Here is an 18,619-nt window from a genome sequence, read left to right on the forward strand (position 1 = left end):
AGGTAGCCATGCTCCTGCACATTCCCGAGGTCCTGAGCAAGGAACAGGTCATGGGCATGCGCCGTGTCATGGACGATGCCGACTGGACCGACGGTCGCGAGACCGTCGGTCCCCAGGGTGCCCGGGTCAAACGCAACCGGCAGCTACCGGAGGCGTCGCCCGTCCGCCGCGAACTGGGCGACCTCGTGATCGAGGCGTTGCGGGTGCACCCGCTTTACCATGCCGCGGTGCTGCCGCTACGCACCTTGCCGCCCCGCTTCAACCGCTACGAAGGCGGCGGTGAATACGGCTTCCATATCGACGGCGCGGTGATGGGCACGGGCGGGGATGCACAGCTGCGCAGCGACGTGTCGGTCACCGTGTTTCTCGCCGAACCGGACACGTACGACGGCGGCGAACTGATCGTGAGCGACACCTACGGCGAGCACGAGGTGAAGCTGCCTGCCGGCGACGCCATCGTGTATCCCTCCTCCAGCCTGCACCGGGTCGCGCCGGTGACACGGGGAACACGCATCGCGGCGTTCTTCTGGGTACAGAGCCTGGTCCGCGACGACGGCGCCCGGCGCCTGCTGCTGGAGATGGACACCGCCATCCGCACGCTGTCCACCGACGGCGCCGACCCCGCGGCGATCCTCTCGCTGACCGGGGTCTACCACAACCTCCTGCGCCGCTGGGCCGACACCTGACGCATCCCGTAGGAGCGGCCCCTGTCGGCCAACCCTCGCCCCTCCAAAGACCGGTGACGCCGCCCGCGACAGGCCGGCCGGAGGGCCCATCGGGGCCACCACACACGCAAAGGTAGGCATACGCCCCCGGGGGCGGGATAATCGACGCCCCCTGAAGTCGGCTCCTACCCACGCATGTTCCAACCCGGTCAACGCTGGATTTCCACCGCCGAGCCCGAGCTCGGCCTCGGCACCATTCTTCGCGTCGAAGGACGCGGCGTGCAGGTGCTGTTCGCCAAGGCGGGCGTCCTGCGCCCCTATGCCACCGACAGCGCCCCCCTGGTGCGCGCCGAGTTCCGCGCCGGACAACGCGTGTCGGGCAAGGGCATCGCCTTCCTCGTCGAGCGGGTGGAAGAACGCGAAGGCCTGTTCGTCTATCGCGGCGAGGGTCGCGAACTCGAAGAAGGCCAGCTCGACGACGAACAAGCCATGTCGCAGGCCGACGACCGCCTGATCGGCGGGCGGACCGAATCCAACGACCGCTTCGACCTGCGCGTGGAGGCCCTGCGTCGACGCGCCGACGCGCGCCGGTCGCCGGCCTGGGGCCTGGAGTCGGCCCGCATCGGCCTGGTACCGCACCAGCTTCGCGTGGCCGGCATCGCCGCCGCGCGCCGGCCGCCGCGGGTGTTGCTGGCCGACGAGGTCGGCCTGGGCAAAACGATCGAGGCGGGCATGATCCTGGCCCGGCAGCTCGCCACCGGCCGCGCCGGCCGCGTGCTCGTGCTGCTGCCGGAAACCCTCGTCTACCAGTGGTTCGTCGAACTGCTGCGCCGCTTCAACCTGTCGTTCTCGATCTTCGACGAAGAGCGTTGCGAGGCGATCGAGCAAGCCAGCGACGGGCGCAACCCCTTCGAAGACGAACAACTCGTCATCGCCGACTTCGCCTTCCTCGAAACCATGCCGCGCCGGGCGGCCCAGCTGGTCGAGGCGGGCTGGGACCTCATCGTGGTCGACGAGGCCCACCACCTGGCATGGTCGCCCGAGGCCGCGAGCCCCCGTTACCAGTTGGTGGAAACACTGGCCGCCGCCACGCCCGGGGTGATCCTGCTCACCGCCACGCCCGAGCAGCTCGGCCGGGCCGGCCACTTCGCCCGCCTTCGCCTGCTCGATCCGCAGCGCTATGCCGACCTCGACGCCTACCTCGCCGAGTCGACGGGCTACGCGCCGCTGTCCGACCTTGCCAGCGCCCTGGCGGACGGCAAGACGCTCGACGCGGACCAACGGGCCCTGCTCGCCGAACGCTTCAAGGGCGACCGCGAACTGGCCCACCTGCTGGAACGCAACGCCGGCGACGCCCTGCTGGCGGCCCTGATCGACCGGCACGGTACCGGCCGTGCGATGTTCCGCAACCGCCGCGCCGGCATCGGCGGGTTCCCACGCCGTGCCCCGGAGATCCTGGCGATCCCGCCGGATACGCTCGCTCCCGGCCGCCGCGAGGCGCTGCTGGCCGAGTTCCGTTCCGATATCCAGCAACCGCCCGCGCCGCTGGAATTCGACTACGCCGACGATCCGCGCCTGACCGCGCTCATCGGCCTGCTGGAGGCCCATCCGGCCGACAAATTCCTGCTGCTCTGCCGCAGCCAGGCCAAGGTGCTGGCCATCGAAGACGCGCTGCGCACGAAGAGCGGGGTCGGCGTGGCCCGCTTCCACGAAGGCCTCGGCATCGTGCAGCGCGACCGCAACGCGGCATTCTTCGCCCAGCCCGACGGCGCGCGCCTGCTGTTGTGTTCGGAGATCGGTTCGGAAGGACGCAACTTCCAGTTCGCCCATCGCCTGGTCATGTGGGACCTGCCGCTGGACCCTGACTTGCTCGAACAGCGCATCGGCCGCCTTGACCGCATCGGCCAGACGCATGACATCACCATCCATGTACCGGTGCTGGCGCAGAGCGCGCAGCACGTGCTGGCCCGCTGGTACGACGAAGGCCTCGACGCGTTCCGCGCCAGTCCGGCCGATGGCCGCGAGCTGTTGCGCCGCTTCGGCGACCTGCTCGCCACGCTCGCCGACGAGCACGCGCGCGGCGACGACGACCGCGACCAGGAGCTCGACTCGCTCGTGGCGGAAACCCGCGCGGCGCACCAGGAACTCTCCTCGCTCATCCACGCCGGGCGCGACCATCTGCTCGAACTGGCCGCCAGCCGCGATCCGCACGCGGACGACCTGGCGCAGAGCTTCGCCCGCGAAGACGGCGACACCGCGCGTGATGCCTTCATCCAGCGCCTGTTCGAAAACTTCGGCGTCCACACCGAAGAGCTCAGCCAGGACATCGTGCTGCTCGACCCGCAATACCTCTCCACCGACGGCCTGCCCGGCTTCGCGGATGGCCCGACCTCGGTCACCTTCTCGCGGGACGTCGCCCTGGCCCGCGAGGACCTCCCCCTGCTGCGGATGGACCACCCCATGGTCCACGCCGCGGTCGACCTGCTCGTCTCGGGCGAGGCGGGCAATGCGGCCTTCCTCGTCGACGATGCGTTGCCTGTGCGCACCGTTCTCCTGCAGGCGGTGTTCGTGGTGGAAGTGGTGGCGGATCGCTCGCTGGACGCCGAACGCTTCCTGCCCGCCACGCCGCTCGTGCTCACCGTCGACACCCGGCTCAACGAACGCCCCGGCTATCGACCGAGCGACGTCGCCGTGCGCCGTGCCGGCGACCGCAACATCGACGTGGCGCGCTACCGGAAATTCCTGTCCAAGCTGGTGCCCCCGATGCTCGAGCAGGCCCGTGACCTGGCCGAAGGCCGTGCGGAGGTCATCAAGTACGAAGCGATCGACGCGGCGACGAAGGAACTCGGCGCCGACTACAGCCGGCTGCTTGCGCTACGGGCAGTCAACCCGTCGATCACGGCCGCCGAGGTCGCCATGGTGGCGGCCGAACGCGACGCCCTGCTCGCGGCCCTGCCCGAAGCGCGCGTGCGCCTGGATGCCGTGCGCTTCGTGGTCAGCCCCGACTTTCTCGCGATGCGCTGACGGTCAACCGGCCCAGGGGCGTGGCGGCGGTCGCACGCCCCACGCCCAGAGCAGCGCCAGACCGGCGACGAGCCCACCCAGGTGGGCGAAATGGGCCACGCCGGCCAGGGTGCCGGTGATACCGAAGATCAGTTCCGCCACGCCGTAGAGCGTGACGAACAGCCATGCGGGGATCCCGATGGGAATCGGGATCAGCATCAGTTTCTCGCGCGGGAACAGCATCGCGAACGCGCCCAGGAGACCGAAGATCGCCCCGGACGCGCCCACGGTCGGAAACATGCGTTCCGGCTCGAACAGGTAGAGCACGGCCAGCTGCGCGACCGCCGCCGCGACCAGGCAGGTGAAGTAATAGATCGCGAAACGCCGCGCGCCCATCACGCCCTCGATCAGGCTGCCGAACATGTACAGACCGTACATGTTCAGCACGATGTGCAGCACGCTGCCGTGCAGGAAACCGTAGGTGACCAGCTGCCACACGTGGAAACCGATCGACGCGGGGCGCCCGTCGCCGAGGTCGACCACCATGTCGTGCCCATAAGGCCACAAGCCGAGCCATCGCGTGACGGCAAAGGTGGTGTCGTCGCCCAGGAGCATCTGCAACGCGAACAGCAGCACGTTGGCAATCAGGAGATTCCGCGTGACCGGCAGGAGGCGGCCGAACATGGGCGCGTTCCTCAGGCCAGGGGCGTCGGCTGGAGGATCTCGATCCAGTAGTCGTCCGGGTCGCGGATGAAGGCGATGTGGCGCATGCGGCCATCGGCCAGACGTTTCTGGAAGGTAACGCCGAGGGCCTCGAAGCGCGCACAGGCGGCCGTGACATCCGGCACGCTGACGCAGAGGTGACCGAAGCCGCGGGGCTCGCTGTTGCCGTTGTGATACGGGGTGGCAGCCTCTTTCTCGGTGCCGTGGTTATGGGTCAGCTCCAGCACGCCCGGCTGACGCAGCACCCACGCCTTGCGCGCCTCGTCGTCGTCGGGAATCACCGAGGTGTCGCCCACGAGCACGAGGTAGACGATGGTGAACGCCGCCTCGTCGAACACGTGCTTGTACACCGGGGTGAAGCCCAGCACGCGGGTGTAGAAATCGAGCGACACGTCGAGGTCGCGCACACGGATCATCGTGTGGTTGAACACGAAGCCGTGCGTGGCGGCGTCTGGCGTCGCGGTGACGCCGGGAAGCGAGGTGAGGTCGGCAAGGGACATGAAAGACTCCAGGGAAACGATCTGCCAACGTGGCTGCGCGGCGGATTCAATTCAAGCCAAACGGCCGTGTCGTCCCCGTGCAGGCCGTCGGGATGACCCTCAACGGCGGCGGGGCGTCAGCGACAACATCAGCAACACCGCCGCCAGCGCCGCGTAGGCCGCGACGAACTGCCACACCATGGCACGCGCACCCGCGTCGAGCATCCAGGGCAGGTACACCGTGCCCACCGGGTCGACCGAATGAATGACGCCGAAGGCGGTCAACGCCCCGCCGAGGGCCACGATGCCCGCGGCCTTGCGCACGTGGCCGTCGATCATGGCCACCACGAAACTGGCCCAGACCATCGAGGTGATGATGAACCCGTTGCCGAGGATCGAGATCACCGCCATGGCCGACACGCCGTGCGCCCAGTCGGCGTAAAGCGCCGCGAATCGCGCCGGTTCGACGATGGACGGATCGCTCAGCTTGATCGCCAGCATCCGCGCGATGGCCGGGAAGAAACTGAAGACCACCGCGCTGGCGTAGCGTACCGGCGTCGCCTCGAACGCCTGCGTGGTGATGCCGATGGACACGAAGATCAGGATCGGTGCCAGCACCGCCACCGGCAGCCACTCCACGAGATTGGAAAGGTAGCCCAGCACGCCGCCGAGCCCGATCACCAGACCGGTCACGAGCGTGTAGCCCAGGCGCGCGCCCATGGCCTTGTAGGCGGGCTGGCCGATATACGGCGTGGTCTGCGCCACGCCGCCGCAGAACCCGGCCACGAGGGTCGCGAGGGCTTCGACCAGGAGGATGTCCCGCGTGCGGTAGTCGTCGCCCGCGGCGCGGGCGCTCTCGGTGACATTGATACCGCCCACCACCATCAGCAACCCGAAGGGCAGGATCAACGGCAGGTAGGGCACGGTCGCCGCCAGTCCATCGACGAAATGCAGCGTGGGCCACGGGATGCCGAAGCGCCATTGCCAGGGGCCCGGCGCGTGGTAGCCGGTGCCCAACAGGCCGGCCGGGCCCAGCCCGTAATACAACAGCACGCCAACGAGAAACGCGCCCAGCACGCCGGGCAGGCCGAACGGAAGCCGTCGCTTCGCCACCAGGGCGTAGAGCACGATACCCAACCCCGCAAAGCCCACCACCGGCACGCGCATGATTTCGACCAGCGGCAGGAAGCCCATCAGCATCAGCGCGATGCCGGCGATGGAGCCGAGCAGACCGGCGCGCGGCACCGATCGCTGCACCCACTCACCGAAGAACGACAACACGACTTTCAGCACGCCCATCACGACCAGGGACGCCATGCCCAGGCGCCAGGTGGCTTCGCCGGCCGCGGTCGCGTCCATGCCGGCCTGCCGGTAGCCCGCGAAGGCGGGGCCAAGCACGAGCAGCGCCATGCCGATGCTGGTCGGCGCATCCAGGCCCAGCGGCATCGCGGTGACGGTGTCCCTGCCCGTCCGCGTCGCAAGACGATGGGCCATCCACGTATAGGCCAGGTTGCCAAGGAGCACGCCCAGGGCCGTGCCGGGAAACATCCGCCGGAAGACGATGTCGGCGGGCACGCCGAACAGGCCGACGAGCGCGGTCGCCAGGAAGGCGAGGATCGAGAGATTGTCGACGACGAGACCGAGCACGCCGTTGAGGTCGCCGCCGGTGAAGCGACGACGCGGAAGATCAGGGTTCATTCCGGATCCTGGAAAGGACGGCGTGGCGCCCGGGAGTCGGCCACAAGCCTAACCGGCGCGCGCGGCCATCGCCATGTCCGGGTGATGCGCCTAAGAGGGGGCGCCGAGGATAACCGGCGGGCAATCATGGCTATCTTGAGGGCTCGATCAGGCGAGTCTTGAGGCTGTTGCGACCTTTCGGCGCCAGAGCGCATTGCACTTGGGCGTTTCGCAGGGAGACCTTGGTGTCCACCCTCGCTGCTCGGGCAGTCCTCCGCGTTCGACAAGGAAGGCCGCTGACGCGGCCCATGGGCTTGATTGGCCTGCGGCCGCTCCCTTGTGCGGAACTCGCCTCGAGGGTGGACACCAAGGTCTCTTCCGGCCGGGGAGGTCGGCTGATGGGAGAGCGGCAGGCGCTCGATGATTGCACAAGCGATGCTTGAGGGATGAAACACCAGCCCGACGCGGGCTAACCGACGTCGCGACGAGCTGACCGGCACATGCAAGACGAGACAACGTGATTGCCTCGCTCGCTGCGACTAACCGCTGGGCCGTGCCGGCTCTCACAACACGCCGCCTCAGTCATGGGGAGAGTCTTCGGTGTCCACCCTCGAGGCGAGTTCCGCACAAGTGAGCGGCCGAAGGCCACTTAGGTACACGGGCCGCGCCAGCGCCCCCCCCTGTCGAACGCGGAGGACCTGTCTGAGCAGCGAGGGTGGACACCGAAGGCTCTGGCCTCAGCGCCTCACGGCCTCACGGCGCCATCGTCCGCACCAACGGCACGACCTGCATCCATGCAGCATTCCCCGCCCTTCCGCGAAGAACCAAAAAAAGAGCCCGGCTTGCGCCGGGCTCCTTTGTGTAGCTACCGATCGTGCTCGGATTACTGCTGGACCTGCAGTTCCGTGCGACGGTTGCGAGCGCGGCCTTCGGCCGTGTCGTTCGTGTCGATCGGGTTGTTCTTGCCGTGGCCGACCGGACCTTCCAGGCGATCGGCAGAGATGCCGTGCGCGGTGAGGTAGTCATACACGATCTTGGCGCGACGCTCGGACAGGGACTGGTTGTAGGCATCCTTACCGACGCTGTCGGTGTAGCCGGCAACCATGACCTTGACCTGCGGGTAGCGCTGCAGGGTGTCGACGGCCTGGTCAAGCACGCCCAGCGACTCGCTGGTCGGCTCCTGCAGGGTCGGGCCGATGTTCGTCTCGCCCTTCTTCGGACGGTCGAACTTGAAGTTGACGCCGCGCAGGTCGATGACGACCTTCTGCGGGCAACCGTCCGGACCGACGATCGTGCCAGCCGGCGTACCCGGGCACTTGTCGTCGCAATCGTTCACGCCGTCGCCATCGCTGTCGAGGGTCGAGCAGTCCGGCTGGGCCGGAGCGGCCGGGGCGACCGGGGCCGGAGCGGCCGGCGGCTCGCCGAAGCGCGACACGATCGAGAAGCCGAGGAACCAGTCACCGTAGCCGTTCTCGCTGCGGATGGTCTTGTCGTCCCAGTCGTAGCGGTAGCCGGCTTCCACGCGGAAGTCCGAGCTGTCGGTGATGGTCTTGGACACGCCGACGCCGAGCTCGGCGGCCGGGGACCAGCCGCGGTCCGACGGGTTGTGGTGGTACGAACCCATCACGCCCGCCAGCAGGTACGGACGCCAGCTGTCCCACGCACCGGCGTAGAAGCGAGCGGCAACGCCGTAGCTGTTGTTGGCCCAGTGGCCGGTGCCATCGTTATCGCGCTTGGTACGATCGGCGAAGATGTCGATCGACGCGTTGTTCGAGATGAACTTGCCGAAGCCCAGGCCGTAATAAACCTGGCGGCTGTTGGTGTTGCGATCGGTGTCGTTGTAGTAACCGCCAACCGTCGGGGCGATGTACCAGCGGCCGTCGTAGCCGTTACCCGCCGTGTCGGCGGATTCCTGCGCGTGAACGGCACCCACGCCGCCCAGGGCCAAACCAATCAGCAAAAACAAGCCCTTACGTTTCATCGGTGTCTCCTCATTATTGGTATTCGCGTCCGCGCTCCAACCCCAGACGGAAATCGCGCGTAGAACTCTGTCGAATCCGGGGACTTCGGCCGTCCCTCGCTTTTATACCCCTTCAACGGGCGGCGGCAGTTTAGCAAAAATCAAACATTTGGTGCGCTGCCGCCGCCAGCCGTTCATACTTGAGTCACAGGTATTATCAAGCCGTGAAGAGCGTCATGAATTCGTGAATGGGCATCGCGTCGAGAGTTTCGGCCGATTCCGTCACCTCCAGCACCTTCTCGACGCGCTCCGCCGGCCACTCGGCGCGCAGGGCCGATTCGAACTTCTTCAGCAGCACGGGGATGCCTTCGGCGCGGCGCTTGCGATGGCCGATCGGGTAGTCGATGGAGACCTTTTCGCTGCTGGAACCGTCCTTGAAGAACACCTGCACCGAATTGCCGATGTAGCGCTTTTCCGGATCGAAATAATCCTTGGTGAACTGCGGATTCTCGACCACCGTCATTTTGTCGCGCAGCGCGTCGATACGCGGATCGGCGGCGACGTCGTCGTTGTAGTCGTCGGCCGTGAGGCGACCGAAAATCAGCGGCACGGCCACCATGTACTGGATGCAATGGTCACGGTCGGCGTAGTTCGCCAGCGGGCCGGTCTTGTCGATGATGCGCACACCCGCTTCCTGGGTCTCGATGACGATCTTCTCGATCTCGTCGATGCGCGAACCGACCTGGGCGTGCAGCTTCATCGCGCACTCCACCGCCGTCTGGGCGTGGAATTCGGCCGGGAAGCTGATCTTGAACAGAACGTTCTCCATCACATAGCTGCCGAACGGACGCTCGAACTCGAACGCGTTGCCCTTGAAGGCGACGTCGTAGTAGCCCCAGGTCTTCGCCGACAGCGCGGACGGGTAGCCCACCACGTTGCGATACACGGCGTTGATGGCGTGGGTGACGGCGCGGCGGCAGGCGTCGCCGGCGGCCCAGCTCTTGCGCGGGCCGGTGTTGGGGGCGTGGCGGTAGGTGCGCAGCGCGCCGTTGTCGATCCAGCTGTGCGACACGGCCGTGGTGATCTGGTCCTTGCTGCCACCCAGCATCGCGGTGGTGACCGCGGTGGAGGCGAGGCGCACGAGGATCACGTGGTCCTGGCCGACGCGGTTGAAGCTGTTCTTCAGGGCATAGCAGCCCTGGATTTCATGGGCCTTGATCGCGTAGCCCAGCACGTCGCGCACGGTGAGCGGCTTGCCGCCGTCCTTTTCCGCCTTGCGCGAGAGGTAGTCGGCCACGGCGAGGATGGCGCCCAGGTTGTCCGAGGGATGACCCCACTCGGCGGCAAGCCAGGTGTCGTTGAAGTCGAGATAGCGGATCTGGGTGCCGATGGCAAAGGCGCCCTGCACCGGATCGAGCTCGTGCGAGGTAAACGGCACGCGGACGCCGCCGGCCAGGGTCGCACCCGGCACCACGGGTCCGAGGTGCTTGACGCAGTCGGGGAACTTCATCGCCAGCGCGGAGCAGGCCAGCGAGTCCAGGAGCATGTAGCGCGCGGTGTCGTAGGCCTCCTGCGAGTCGATCCGGTAGTCGGCCACGTAGTTGGCGATGTCGACCAGCGGCTGGTCCGGGTCGGGACGCGTGGCGGAACGGATGTCGTGTGCGCTCATGGACTTCACTCGTGCGGGGTTGGGAAAGCCGGCGATTTTAGCCGCTCACCCCCGGGGCGTCTTGCCGCGCCGCAGCTGAAAGCCGACAATGCTCCCACTACAGCCCAAAGGGGAGTAGTTCCGCGGGGCCCCTCGCCCCGTGCGCGCCGATCGTCAATACGGACGCCACCCGCGTCCCGGTCGTCGCGGCGGCTTCGCGCCGGGAACGAGACTTTTGCGGTGGGACGACGGGCGCGCACCCCCGTCGCCTGCCGCATCCGTTCTCGAAGGCGCGCGAAGGATGCCCATGGATTTCCTCTCCCCCGAATTTCTCTCCGGCCTGGCGGCGATCATCCTGCTCGACCTCGTGCTGGCCGGCGACAACGCCATCGTGATCGCCCTGGCGGCGCGCAACCTACCGCGCGAGTTGCAGAAGAAAGCCGTGTTCTGGGGCACCTTCGGGGCGATCGCGCTGCGCATCGTCCTTACCTTCGCGGTGATCTGGCTACTCAACCTGCCGGGCCTCATGCTCGTCGGCGGCCTGCTGCTGCTGCCCATCGCGTGGAAGCTGCTCAAGCACGAGGAGAGCGATCCCACGGTCAGCGCGGCCTCCGGCTTCTGGTCGGCGATCCGCACGATCGTGGTTGCCGATGCACTGATGGGCCTGGACAACGTGCTGGCGATCGCCGGCGCCGCGAAGGGACACATGGGCCTGGTCATCCTGGGCCTGGCGATCAGCGTGCCCCTCGTGGTGTGGGGCTCGACCCTGATTCTGCGCTTGATCGAGCGCTTCCCGGTGATCGTCTACATCGGCGCCGGGGCCATCGCCTGGACGGCGGCCCGGATGATCGCCCACGACCAGCTCACCTCGCCCTGGTTCGACGCGCGTCCGTGGGCGGCCTGGGCGCTCGACGCGGTGCTCGTGCTGGCCGTGTGCGGCGGCGGATGGCTCGCCGCCCGCCGTCGCCGCCTGGCATAAGCGCCTGCGGCGCGCCTGGCCATGGCGGCCGCAGCGTCGCTCGCGCCGTTGCGGCCTCAATCACCGGCCCTTACCCGTGCGACGTCCACGGAGCGTCGAACCACGGCGGGCGACGCCGCGACAGACGAAAAGGCCCTGCCTCCCGTCGTGCGGCGGTTGAAGCGCGCGCACGGCGGGAGGCAGGGCCTGGTCGTTCGAAGGGTATCGGCTCGCTTAGAAGCGGAAGCGCACGTACGCTGCCGGACCGTTGAGCTTCATGTCCAGGTCGAGGTCGTAGTTGCGCTTGTCCTGGTTGAGCTTGATCTTCGTGTAGGCGTATTCGGCGCCGAAGCCGACGTTCTGCCACGGGAAGTATTCGACGCCCAGTGCGGCATCCCAGATGTGGCCGTTGAGACGGCCGCCGTTCTTCTTCACGCCCGACGCGTTGAAGTACATGCGCCACTGCTCGTTGAACGCGTGGCGCCAGCCCAGCTGCAGGTTGGGCGCCCATGCGTTCGTGCTGCCCGAGGCACCGTCGGAGACGGTCTGGCCCATGGCCGAGGCCGTGCCGCTGATGCTGTAGTGCACCTTGTAGTACGCCGCGCCGATGCCCAGGCCGAAGACGTCGTCACCGGTGCCGAACCACCACTTGTAGGCGGCGCTGCCGAAGGTGAACTTCAGGTCGCCCTTGACGTAGGCGTCGGCGGCGATCGGCTGGCCGAGAAAGTTGATCTGCTCGGACAGGCTCTTGGAGTGCGAGCGATCCACTTCGTAGTAGTCGAAGGTGAAGCCCTGGTGCTCACCGATAAGGAAATCCAGGCGAACACGCGGCACGGTCTTGTGCTTCTTGAAGTCGAGGTCGTCTTCGAGGTTCACGTTGCCCGAGCTGTTGAGGAAATCCGTGCGCGCACCGATGTTGGTGTCGTTATTGGTGTAGTAACCACCCACCCACAGGCTGATATTGTCGAGCGCCGGCGACTGCGACTTCTTGTCGGAGCTGTCCTGCGCGTGCGCAGCGGCGCCGAAGACGGCGAGAGATGCAAGGGCCAGACCCGCGGCGACCTTGCCGGAACGTTGTGGATGAAAGCGCATGATGACTCCCTGCTTTAAGAATTCGATCGGTGATGTCACTCCCCGAGCGAAATCTTAACGAAGGGTTATGTGTGCGAGATGTGCAGGGGAACTCTCGCGTGTTTGAAACGCGTTCATGCGCCAGTCGTGAAACGGCGGTGAATGTCAAAGCGTTACAGGCAAGCGCATCGTCACCGTGCTGTCAGGCGTGTCACGCGTAATGCCCACGCCCAGCGTCACGTTGAGTGTTTCCTTCTCGTTGAATCGATACGAGCCGCCGATCAGCAACGAACCCAGCGTCACGCGTGCCGAGCCGGGCAAGGCCCTGCCCGCCTGTTGCGTGCGCCCCACGAACGCCTGGTCGTAGCCGATGCTGATGGACGCCTTTTCGTTGAGCGACAAGCCCATGCCCAGGCTCACGTCGGCGATGTCGCCGGCCTTGACGCTGCCGAGAAACTCACGTCCCGCGCCCAGTACGTTGCGACTGACCCCGTGGCGCTCGAAGTTATGCAGATAGCTGAAGTTGCCGAAGAACACCACCGGGTCCGACGGATACAACCAGGTCAGGCCGGCCTGCGCCGAGTAGAAGCCCGAGCCCGTCGGGCTGCGCAAAGGCAGCCCGGTGCCGGTGTAGTTCGCCACGCAACGCGTGACGCAGTCGCTGGTGACCTCGAACGGATCGCGGCCGGTACGGGACTTCGCACGGAACCAACCGACGTAATACGGACTGTCGGCGCCGCCCTCGTTGAGCTGGTAGCGCAACGTGGCCTCGATATCGCCCAGGCCCTTGCCGCGGGTGGTAAACAGCCGGTCCTGCGCGGTGCCCGTGAAGATTTCGCGGCTGATCGTGTCGGTGTGCGTATCCACGTAGGGAATGCGCACTTCCAGCTCCATGCGACGGGTGAGTCCATAACGCAACGCCACCGCTCCGGTCTGCGTCGTGGTTTTTACCTGGCGCACATCGACCAGGCCGATGAGGATCGCCGGAATCACCGTGTAACCCACCAGCGCCACGCGATCGCTCGACGAATAGCCGTACTGGTACGACGGCTCGACGATGAGCTTGCCTGGCGGCGTGAGTACGCCGGGCTGGTCGAAGATCGGCGCGACCTCGGGCGGGCGTTCGTCCTGCGCGGGACGCCGTCCGACCGACGGGGCCGCCGCCACGGGGGACGATGGCGATGCCTGTGGCCCCTGTGCCGACGACGCCACGTCGGGGGCACCGGTGCCGCGCGCGTCATTGAGCACATCGAGTCCGACGGCGCGACGAAGGTCGGCGTATTGCATCTCTTGCGCCGCCAACTCGCGCTTCATCTGGTCCAGTTCGGCTAGCTGCTCGGCCATGCGGCTGCGCATGGCGTCGATGCGGCGCCCCTGTGCCTCGATCCGTTCACGCAGCGCCGGATCGACGGCTGTCTCCTGCGCCAGGCACGTGCCGATCCACATCGGCAGGACCGCGAGCGTGAGCGCGCCCCGTCGAACCGTCGTCTGTATCCCCCTGCCCCTGCGAACCATGCGTCAATTCCCCCGGAACGTGATCACCGCGTCTTTGATCGATTCGTCCAGGCGCAGGTTCTGCAACATGCGCGAGGTATTCACCGACGCGTCGATCGTGGTGGTGGCCGTGATGGTCTGGTTGTCCAACGCGTTTTGCACGATGAGACCGGGCCCGCCCGACAGGGGCAGCGTCGCGGTCGTAACGACCGGCGACACCGTGACCGATGACTCGATCGCCGGGGCAGCCGTGCCCACGCCACCCGCGCCGTTGGTGACGACCGTCGTCCGGAGGGCGTCGGAGAGCGCGCGGGCCTGGTCGATGCTCATCCGGGCGACGTCCGGAATCCTCACCGACGTGCGGATCGCCTCCACGCCGTTGACCCGCACCATGCGCTCGAGTGCGAACGAAGCGCGCAGGTCGTCGCCGAGGTCGAAGCCACCCCGGGTGGCGTCGAGGCGCGCGTCGCTGACCCGCGTGGGGGCCGGGAAGTCCATCGCGTACGCAGCCGTACTCGCCGCGCAGGCGATCACCATGGCCAAACGCACTAGTCGATTCATACATCCCCCGGTCCGCGCTTGGAGATCACCAGCGGATCGAGTCCGTTGCGCTGGATACCCTCGGACACCGGCGCCGCAGGCGCGACGGCCCAGTCGCGTGGACTGTTGAAGATGGCGCGCTCGCGTTCGTTATGGATCACGAAAACGATGTGGTTCTTCCACATGTCGTCGAAGCGACGCCGGGACATCGAGCGCGTGCCGCGGGCGGGATCGCCGATAAGCACGCGTCCATGCTTATAGCCCTTCACCACCACGAAGTGGTGATATCCGCGCTCGTCGATCAGCACGATCGCGGGGATGCCCTCCTCGTCGAGTTTTTCCAGCGGCACGTCGAAGCCGTCGGCCTCGAAGCCGATCGAGGCGAGGAAACGCTTGATGTCCAGCAGCGAAAATCCATCGCGTCCGATCTTGGCGCGGTCCCCGCCGGCGTACATCACGTCGAAGGCGGTCTGCTCGTTCATCGGGTAGGCGTACTGGTAGGTGAGCAGCGTCGCCACGGCCGCGGACCCGCAACTGAAGTCGTAGGCCTGGCGGATCGTGTTGCGGAACCTCGCTTCTTTCAGGCTGGTCATCTTCAACGGGTACGACGTGCCGGGTCCGGTCTGCACGTCGGCCCGACCGGCCGCGGCGACCGGCGCGGCGAGCAACCCGAGGGCGCCCAGAACGAGCGCCGCCTTCACGGGTTCATCCGCACGTTGACGATCGTGGCGTTCTGGATCAACACGTTGTTGCCCGAGTTCTGGATCACGGTGGGCAGGCCGGCGGCGTTGCCGAAGGCGGTGTCACCGACCACGTTGGCGCCGCTGTAGGTCTGGTTCGCGCGGTTGTCGCTCAGCGTGCCGTGGATATCCTGCTCATTGACGTTGTTGACCCATGCCGTGGCGGTGCCGCCGCTCATCGTTCGCAGGCGTTCGACCGGCATGGCCGGGCCAAACGATGGCGCGACCGTCTGGGCGACGGTGGACGCCGAGGCGACCGACAGCGCGATCGCGGTACAGGCGTGGAGCGGACGGAGCATCGACATGGTGTTCTCCTGGGACGGGTGCCCCCTGGCGAACCACGGGGCGCGGGCGCCCCGTGGCCGTCGTTAGGTCATCGCGTTACGGCTTACGGCGCGCCGCCGACGCTCAGGTTGGCCTGCACGTTGACGCTCTGCTGGATGAGCGCGTTGGCGCCGGAGCTCTGCGCGAAGCTGCCGATGCCGGCGAGCGCGGAGCCCGCGCTTCCCATGCTGTTGGCCATGCTGAAGCTGCCGGTGGTGGCCGAGGTCGTACCACCGTTGCCACCGCTGCCGCCCGCACCGGCCGTGCCCGAACCGCCCATGCCGTCGCCACCGGACGCACCGGCGCCGCCGGCGCCGGACATCGCCGTCGCCGTGCCGCCCGCGCCTGCGGTCGCCGTGCCGCCGGTCGAGGTCGGCGAGGCGTCGCCCGCCGTGGACGAGGCACCGGTGCTCGTCGAAGCACCGCCCGTGCTGGCCGTCGATCCGCCGGTCGGTGCGCCGCCACCGGCGCCACGCGACCGGGCCGCGCCGCCATCGCCCGAGGCGCTGCCACCGTCACCCTGGGTATCACCGCCGTAGGCCAGCGAGGAGCCCATCGCGTCACCGCTGGTGGTAGACGCATCGCCGCCCACGGCGCCCCGCGCGCTGGCCCGTCCGCCCTGACCGCCGTCGCCGCCGGCCCCACCCCGTCCGTTGCCGCCCCAGGCGTCGCCGCCCGCGCCGCCGCGGGCGCCACCGGCGTTGCCCATGTTCGTCGCGACGTTGCCGAAGCTGTTCGTGGTGTTGCCGGTCACCGCGCCGTTGAGCGTGCTGGTGGCGATGGCGTTGGTGGTGTTGAACGACCCGGACGTCATCGTCGTGTTCGTGTTGGTATGCGTCGAGCTATCGGTGTAAGTCGAGCTGTCCGTGTACTGGATAGCGGTGGAGCGGCGCTGCGCCGAGGCGCCGCCCGCGCCGGTCTGGGTGTCGTCGGCCATGGCCGGCAGGGCAAATCCGATGGCGAAGCAGATCGCCGAGGCGATGAGGGTCTTACGCATGGGAGAGTCTCCTTTGGGATTCGAAACCGCGGTGTTCGAACGCCCGGCGCGCCCTGCCAACGCGCCGGGTTCCCGGTGTGGAGCAAGGAGCGTGCCTCGCCGGCCGGACGTGCCGCGCACCGCGCCACGACGTGCCTGGCACGCGCGCCTGCACGCCGGGCTCACGCCCGGCCTGTAACCGCACCGATACAACGCGTTTCGCCCGTGCTGCGCCGGGCCTTGCCCCCGCTGGCCGTTACCCGGATCATTCGAACGACTGTTTGAACCGGACGCTTCCCGTGGCCTATCCGCATCTGCTCGCCCCGCTCGATCTCGGCTTCACCCGTCTGCGCAACCGCGTGCTCATGGGCTCCATGCACACGGGCCTGGAAGACAAGGCCGCGGATTTCGACAAGCTCGCGGCCTTCTATGCCGAGCGCGCGCGGGGGGGCGTGGGCCTGATCGTCACCGGCGGCATCGCGCCCAACCTGCGTGGCTGGCTCAAACCCCTGTCCGGCACGATGTCGATGCCCTGGCACGTGGGCCGGCACCGCAAGGTGACGCAGGCCGTGCACGCCGAGGGCGCGAAGATCTGCATGCAGATCCTCCACGCGGGCCGCTACGGTTATCACCCCCTGTCGGTCGCGCCGTCGGCGATCAAGTCGCCGATCACGCCATTCACGCCGCGTGCGCTCGGGGCGCGCGGCGTGGAGCGCACCATCGATGCCTTCGTACGCAGCGCGAAGCTCGCCCGGGATGCCGGTTACGACGGCGTCGAGGTGATGGGCTCAGAAGGCTACCTGATCAATCAGTTCCTCACCGCACGCACCAACCATCGCACCGACCGCTGGGGCGGCTCGGCCGAACACCGCATGCGTTTCCCCGTGGAGATCGTGCGGCGCATGCGCGAAGCGGTCGGCCGCGACTTCATCATCGTCTACCGCCTTTCAATGCTCGATCTCGTCGACGACGCCCAGGCGTGGACCGACATCGTGACCCTGGCCAGGAAAATCGAAGCCGCCGGCGCAACGCTGATCAACACCGGCATCGGCTGGCACGAGGCGCGCGTCCCCACCATCGTCACCAGCGTGCCGCGCGGCGCGTTCACCTGGGTGACGCGGCGGATGAAGGGCGAGGTCGGCATCCCGCTGGTCACCACCAATCGCATCAACATGCCCGACGTGGCCGAGCGTATCCTGGCCAACGGCGACGCCGACATGGTATCGATGGCCCGTCCCCTGCTGGCCGATCCCGACTGGGTAAACAAGGCGAGTGCGGGCACGCCCGCCGCGATCAACACCTGCATCGCCTGCAACCAGGCCTGCCTCGATCATGTCTTCGAAAACCGCCGGGCCTCCTGCCTGGTCAACCCGCGGGCATGCCATGAGACCGAACTGGCCATCACGCCCGCCGCCGCGACGAAGCGCGTGGCTGTCGTGGGCGCAGGACCGGCAGGGCTGGCGGCCGCCACCACGCTCGCCGAACGCGGCCATGCCGTCACCCTCTTCGATCGCGCCAGCGAGATCGGCGGGCAGTTCAACATGGCCAAGCGCATTCCGGGCAAGGAAGAATTCCACGAAACCCTGCGCTACTTCCGGCATCGGCTGGACGCCACCGGCGTCGATGTGCGCCTGGGCCAGGTCGCCACGGCGGATAGCCTGGCGTCGGGCTATGACACGGTGATCCTCGCCACCGGCGTCACGCCACGCGGCATCGCCCTGGACGGTGCCGACCATCCCAAGGTGCTGTCCTACATCGACGTGCTCCAGGGCAACGCCGCCGTCGGTCCGCGTGTCGCGATCATCGGAGCCGGCGGCATCGGGTTCGACGTGGCCGAGTTCCTCACCGAGCACGTGCCCTCACCCACCACCGACATTGCCCGGTGGACGAAGGAATGGGGCGTGGACATGCACATGACGGTGCCGGGCGGCCTCATGCCCGCCCGGCCAGAACCGCCGGAACGCCAGGTGTGGCTGCTGCAGCGTTCGGAGGGACGCCCAGGCGCGCGACTCAACAAGACCTCGGGCTGGGTGCACCGCGCCACGCTGAAGAACAAGAAGGTCGCGATGCTCGGCGGGGTGACCTACGAACGCATCGACGACGCCGGCCTGCATGTCACCGTCGGCGGTGAGAAGCAGGTGCTGCCGGTGGACCATGTGATCGTCTGCGCCGGCCAGGAACCCAACCGCGACCTGCAGGCGGCACTTCAGGCCAAAGGCGTGGACGTGCGCCTCGTCGGCGGCGCCGACGTGGCGGCGGAACTGGACGCGAAGCGGGCGATCGACCGGGCGACGCGGCTGGCCGCGGCGATCTGATCGCGCATGGCGCGCTCCTGCATCCAGGAGCGCGCCATGCGGACGA

Annotated in this window: 15 protein-coding genes; 4 read left to right on the forward strand and 11 right to left on the reverse strand. The window is 67.7% G+C overall.

Annotated features, from left to right (window positions below; translation table 11 throughout):
* The first annotated feature begins 8 nt into the window (after positions 1 to 8).
* Both PI246_RS07920 and rapA read left to right on the forward strand, forming a co-directional pair.
* A complete protein-coding gene (locus PI246_RS07920) occupies positions 9 to 686 on the forward strand; it encodes a Fe2+-dependent dioxygenase (RefSeq protein WP_320550741.1) in 678 nt (225 codons plus the stop codon).
* Positions 687 to 860: 174 nt separating this feature from the next.
* Complete coding sequence (rapA, locus tag PI246_RS07925; protein WP_320550742.1) at positions 861 to 3,689, forward strand: RNA polymerase-associated protein RapA; 2,829 nt, start codon at positions 861 to 863, stop codon at positions 3,687 to 3,689.
* 3 nt (positions 3,690 to 3,692) lie between these two features.
* Here the strand turns inward: rapA and PI246_RS07930 are convergent, their stop codons facing one another.
* The 5 genes from PI246_RS07930 to PI246_RS07950 form a co-directional block, all read right to left on the reverse strand.
* Positions 3,693 to 4,352 (reverse strand): rhomboid family intramembrane serine protease, encoded by a 660-nt coding sequence (locus PI246_RS07930; RefSeq protein WP_320550743.1) that lies wholly within the window; start codon positions 4,350 to 4,352, stop codon positions 3,693 to 3,695.
* Positions 4,353 to 4,363: 11 nt separating this feature from the next.
* Positions 4,364 to 4,891, reverse strand: coding sequence for a lactoylglutathione lyase (gloA, locus tag PI246_RS07935; RefSeq protein WP_320550744.1), 528 nt, complete (start codon positions 4,889 to 4,891; stop codon positions 4,364 to 4,366).
* Between the two features lie 99 nt (positions 4,892 to 4,990).
* The gene (locus PI246_RS07940; RefSeq protein WP_320550745.1) at positions 4,991 to 6,568 is read right to left on the reverse strand and encodes a hypothetical protein; all 1,578 of its coding nucleotides are present in this window, start codon (positions 6,566 to 6,568) and stop codon (positions 4,991 to 4,993) included.
* Positions 6,569 to 7,430: 862 nt separating this feature from the next.
* A complete protein-coding gene (locus PI246_RS07945; RefSeq protein ID WP_320550746.1) occupies positions 7,431 to 8,528 on the reverse strand; it encodes an OmpA family protein in 1,098 nt (365 codons plus the stop codon).
* A gap of 196 nt (positions 8,529 to 8,724) precedes the next feature.
* Positions 8,725 to 10,176 (reverse strand): bifunctional 2-methylcitrate dehydratase/aconitate hydratase, encoded by a 1,452-nt coding sequence (locus PI246_RS07950; RefSeq protein WP_320550747.1) that lies wholly within the window; start codon positions 10,174 to 10,176, stop codon positions 8,725 to 8,727.
* Between the two features lie 286 nt (positions 10,177 to 10,462).
* On the opposite strand from PI246_RS07950, the gene PI246_RS07955 reads away from it, so the two are divergent.
* The gene (locus PI246_RS07955) at positions 10,463 to 11,134 is read left to right on the forward strand and encodes a TerC family protein (RefSeq protein WP_320550748.1); all 672 of its coding nucleotides are present in this window, start codon (positions 10,463 to 10,465) and stop codon (positions 11,132 to 11,134) included.
* A 213-nt stretch (positions 11,135 to 11,347) separates the two neighbouring features.
* Here PI246_RS07955 and PI246_RS07960 read toward each other — a convergent pair whose 3' ends face one another.
* The 6 genes from PI246_RS07960 to PI246_RS07985 all read right to left on the reverse strand — a co-directional run bounded on the left by PI246_RS07960 (position 11,348) and on the right by PI246_RS07985 (position 16,279).
* Positions 11,348 to 12,205: a hypothetical protein gene (locus tag PI246_RS07960; RefSeq protein ID WP_320550749.1), complete on the reverse strand. Its 858-nt coding sequence runs from the start codon at positions 12,203 to 12,205 to the stop codon at positions 11,348 to 11,350.
* Positions 12,206 to 12,349: 144 nt separating this feature from the next.
* Complete coding sequence (locus tag PI246_RS07965; RefSeq protein WP_320550750.1) at positions 12,350 to 13,699, reverse strand: coiled-coil domain-containing protein; 1,350 nt, start codon at positions 13,697 to 13,699, stop codon at positions 12,350 to 12,352.
* Positions 13,700 to 13,702: 3 nt separating this feature from the next.
* Complete coding sequence (locus tag PI246_RS07970; protein ID WP_320550751.1) at positions 13,703 to 14,239, reverse strand: hypothetical protein; 537 nt, start codon at positions 14,237 to 14,239, stop codon at positions 13,703 to 13,705.
* Complete coding sequence (locus tag PI246_RS07975) at positions 14,236 to 14,919, reverse strand: C39 family peptidase (protein WP_320550752.1); 684 nt, start codon at positions 14,917 to 14,919, stop codon at positions 14,236 to 14,238. Before PI246_RS07975 ends, PI246_RS07970 begins: the two co-directional genes overlap by 4 nt.
* The gene (locus PI246_RS07980; RefSeq protein WP_320550753.1) at positions 14,916 to 15,263 is read right to left on the reverse strand and encodes a hypothetical protein; all 348 of its coding nucleotides are present in this window, start codon (positions 15,261 to 15,263) and stop codon (positions 14,916 to 14,918) included. The genes PI246_RS07975 and PI246_RS07980 overlap by 4 nt, the downstream gene beginning before the upstream one ends.
* An 83-nt stretch (positions 15,264 to 15,346) precedes the next feature.
* On the reverse strand, positions 15,347 to 16,279 hold the full coding sequence (locus tag PI246_RS07985) for a hypothetical protein (RefSeq protein ID WP_320550754.1): 933 nt from the start codon (positions 16,277 to 16,279) through the stop codon (positions 15,347 to 15,349).
* A gap of 278 nt (positions 16,280 to 16,557) precedes the next feature.
* On the opposite strand from PI246_RS07985, the gene PI246_RS07990 reads away from it, so the two are divergent.
* Positions 16,558 to 18,573 (forward strand): NADPH-dependent 2,4-dienoyl-CoA reductase, encoded by a 2,016-nt coding sequence (locus PI246_RS07990; protein WP_320550755.1) that lies wholly within the window; start codon positions 16,558 to 16,560, stop codon positions 18,571 to 18,573.
* The last annotated feature ends 46 nt before the right edge of the window (positions 18,574 to 18,619 follow it).

It is taken from the genome of Luteibacter sahnii, from assembly GCF_034063545.1.
GTDB lineage: Bacteria > Pseudomonadota > Gammaproteobacteria > Xanthomonadales > Rhodanobacteraceae > Luteibacter > Luteibacter sahnii.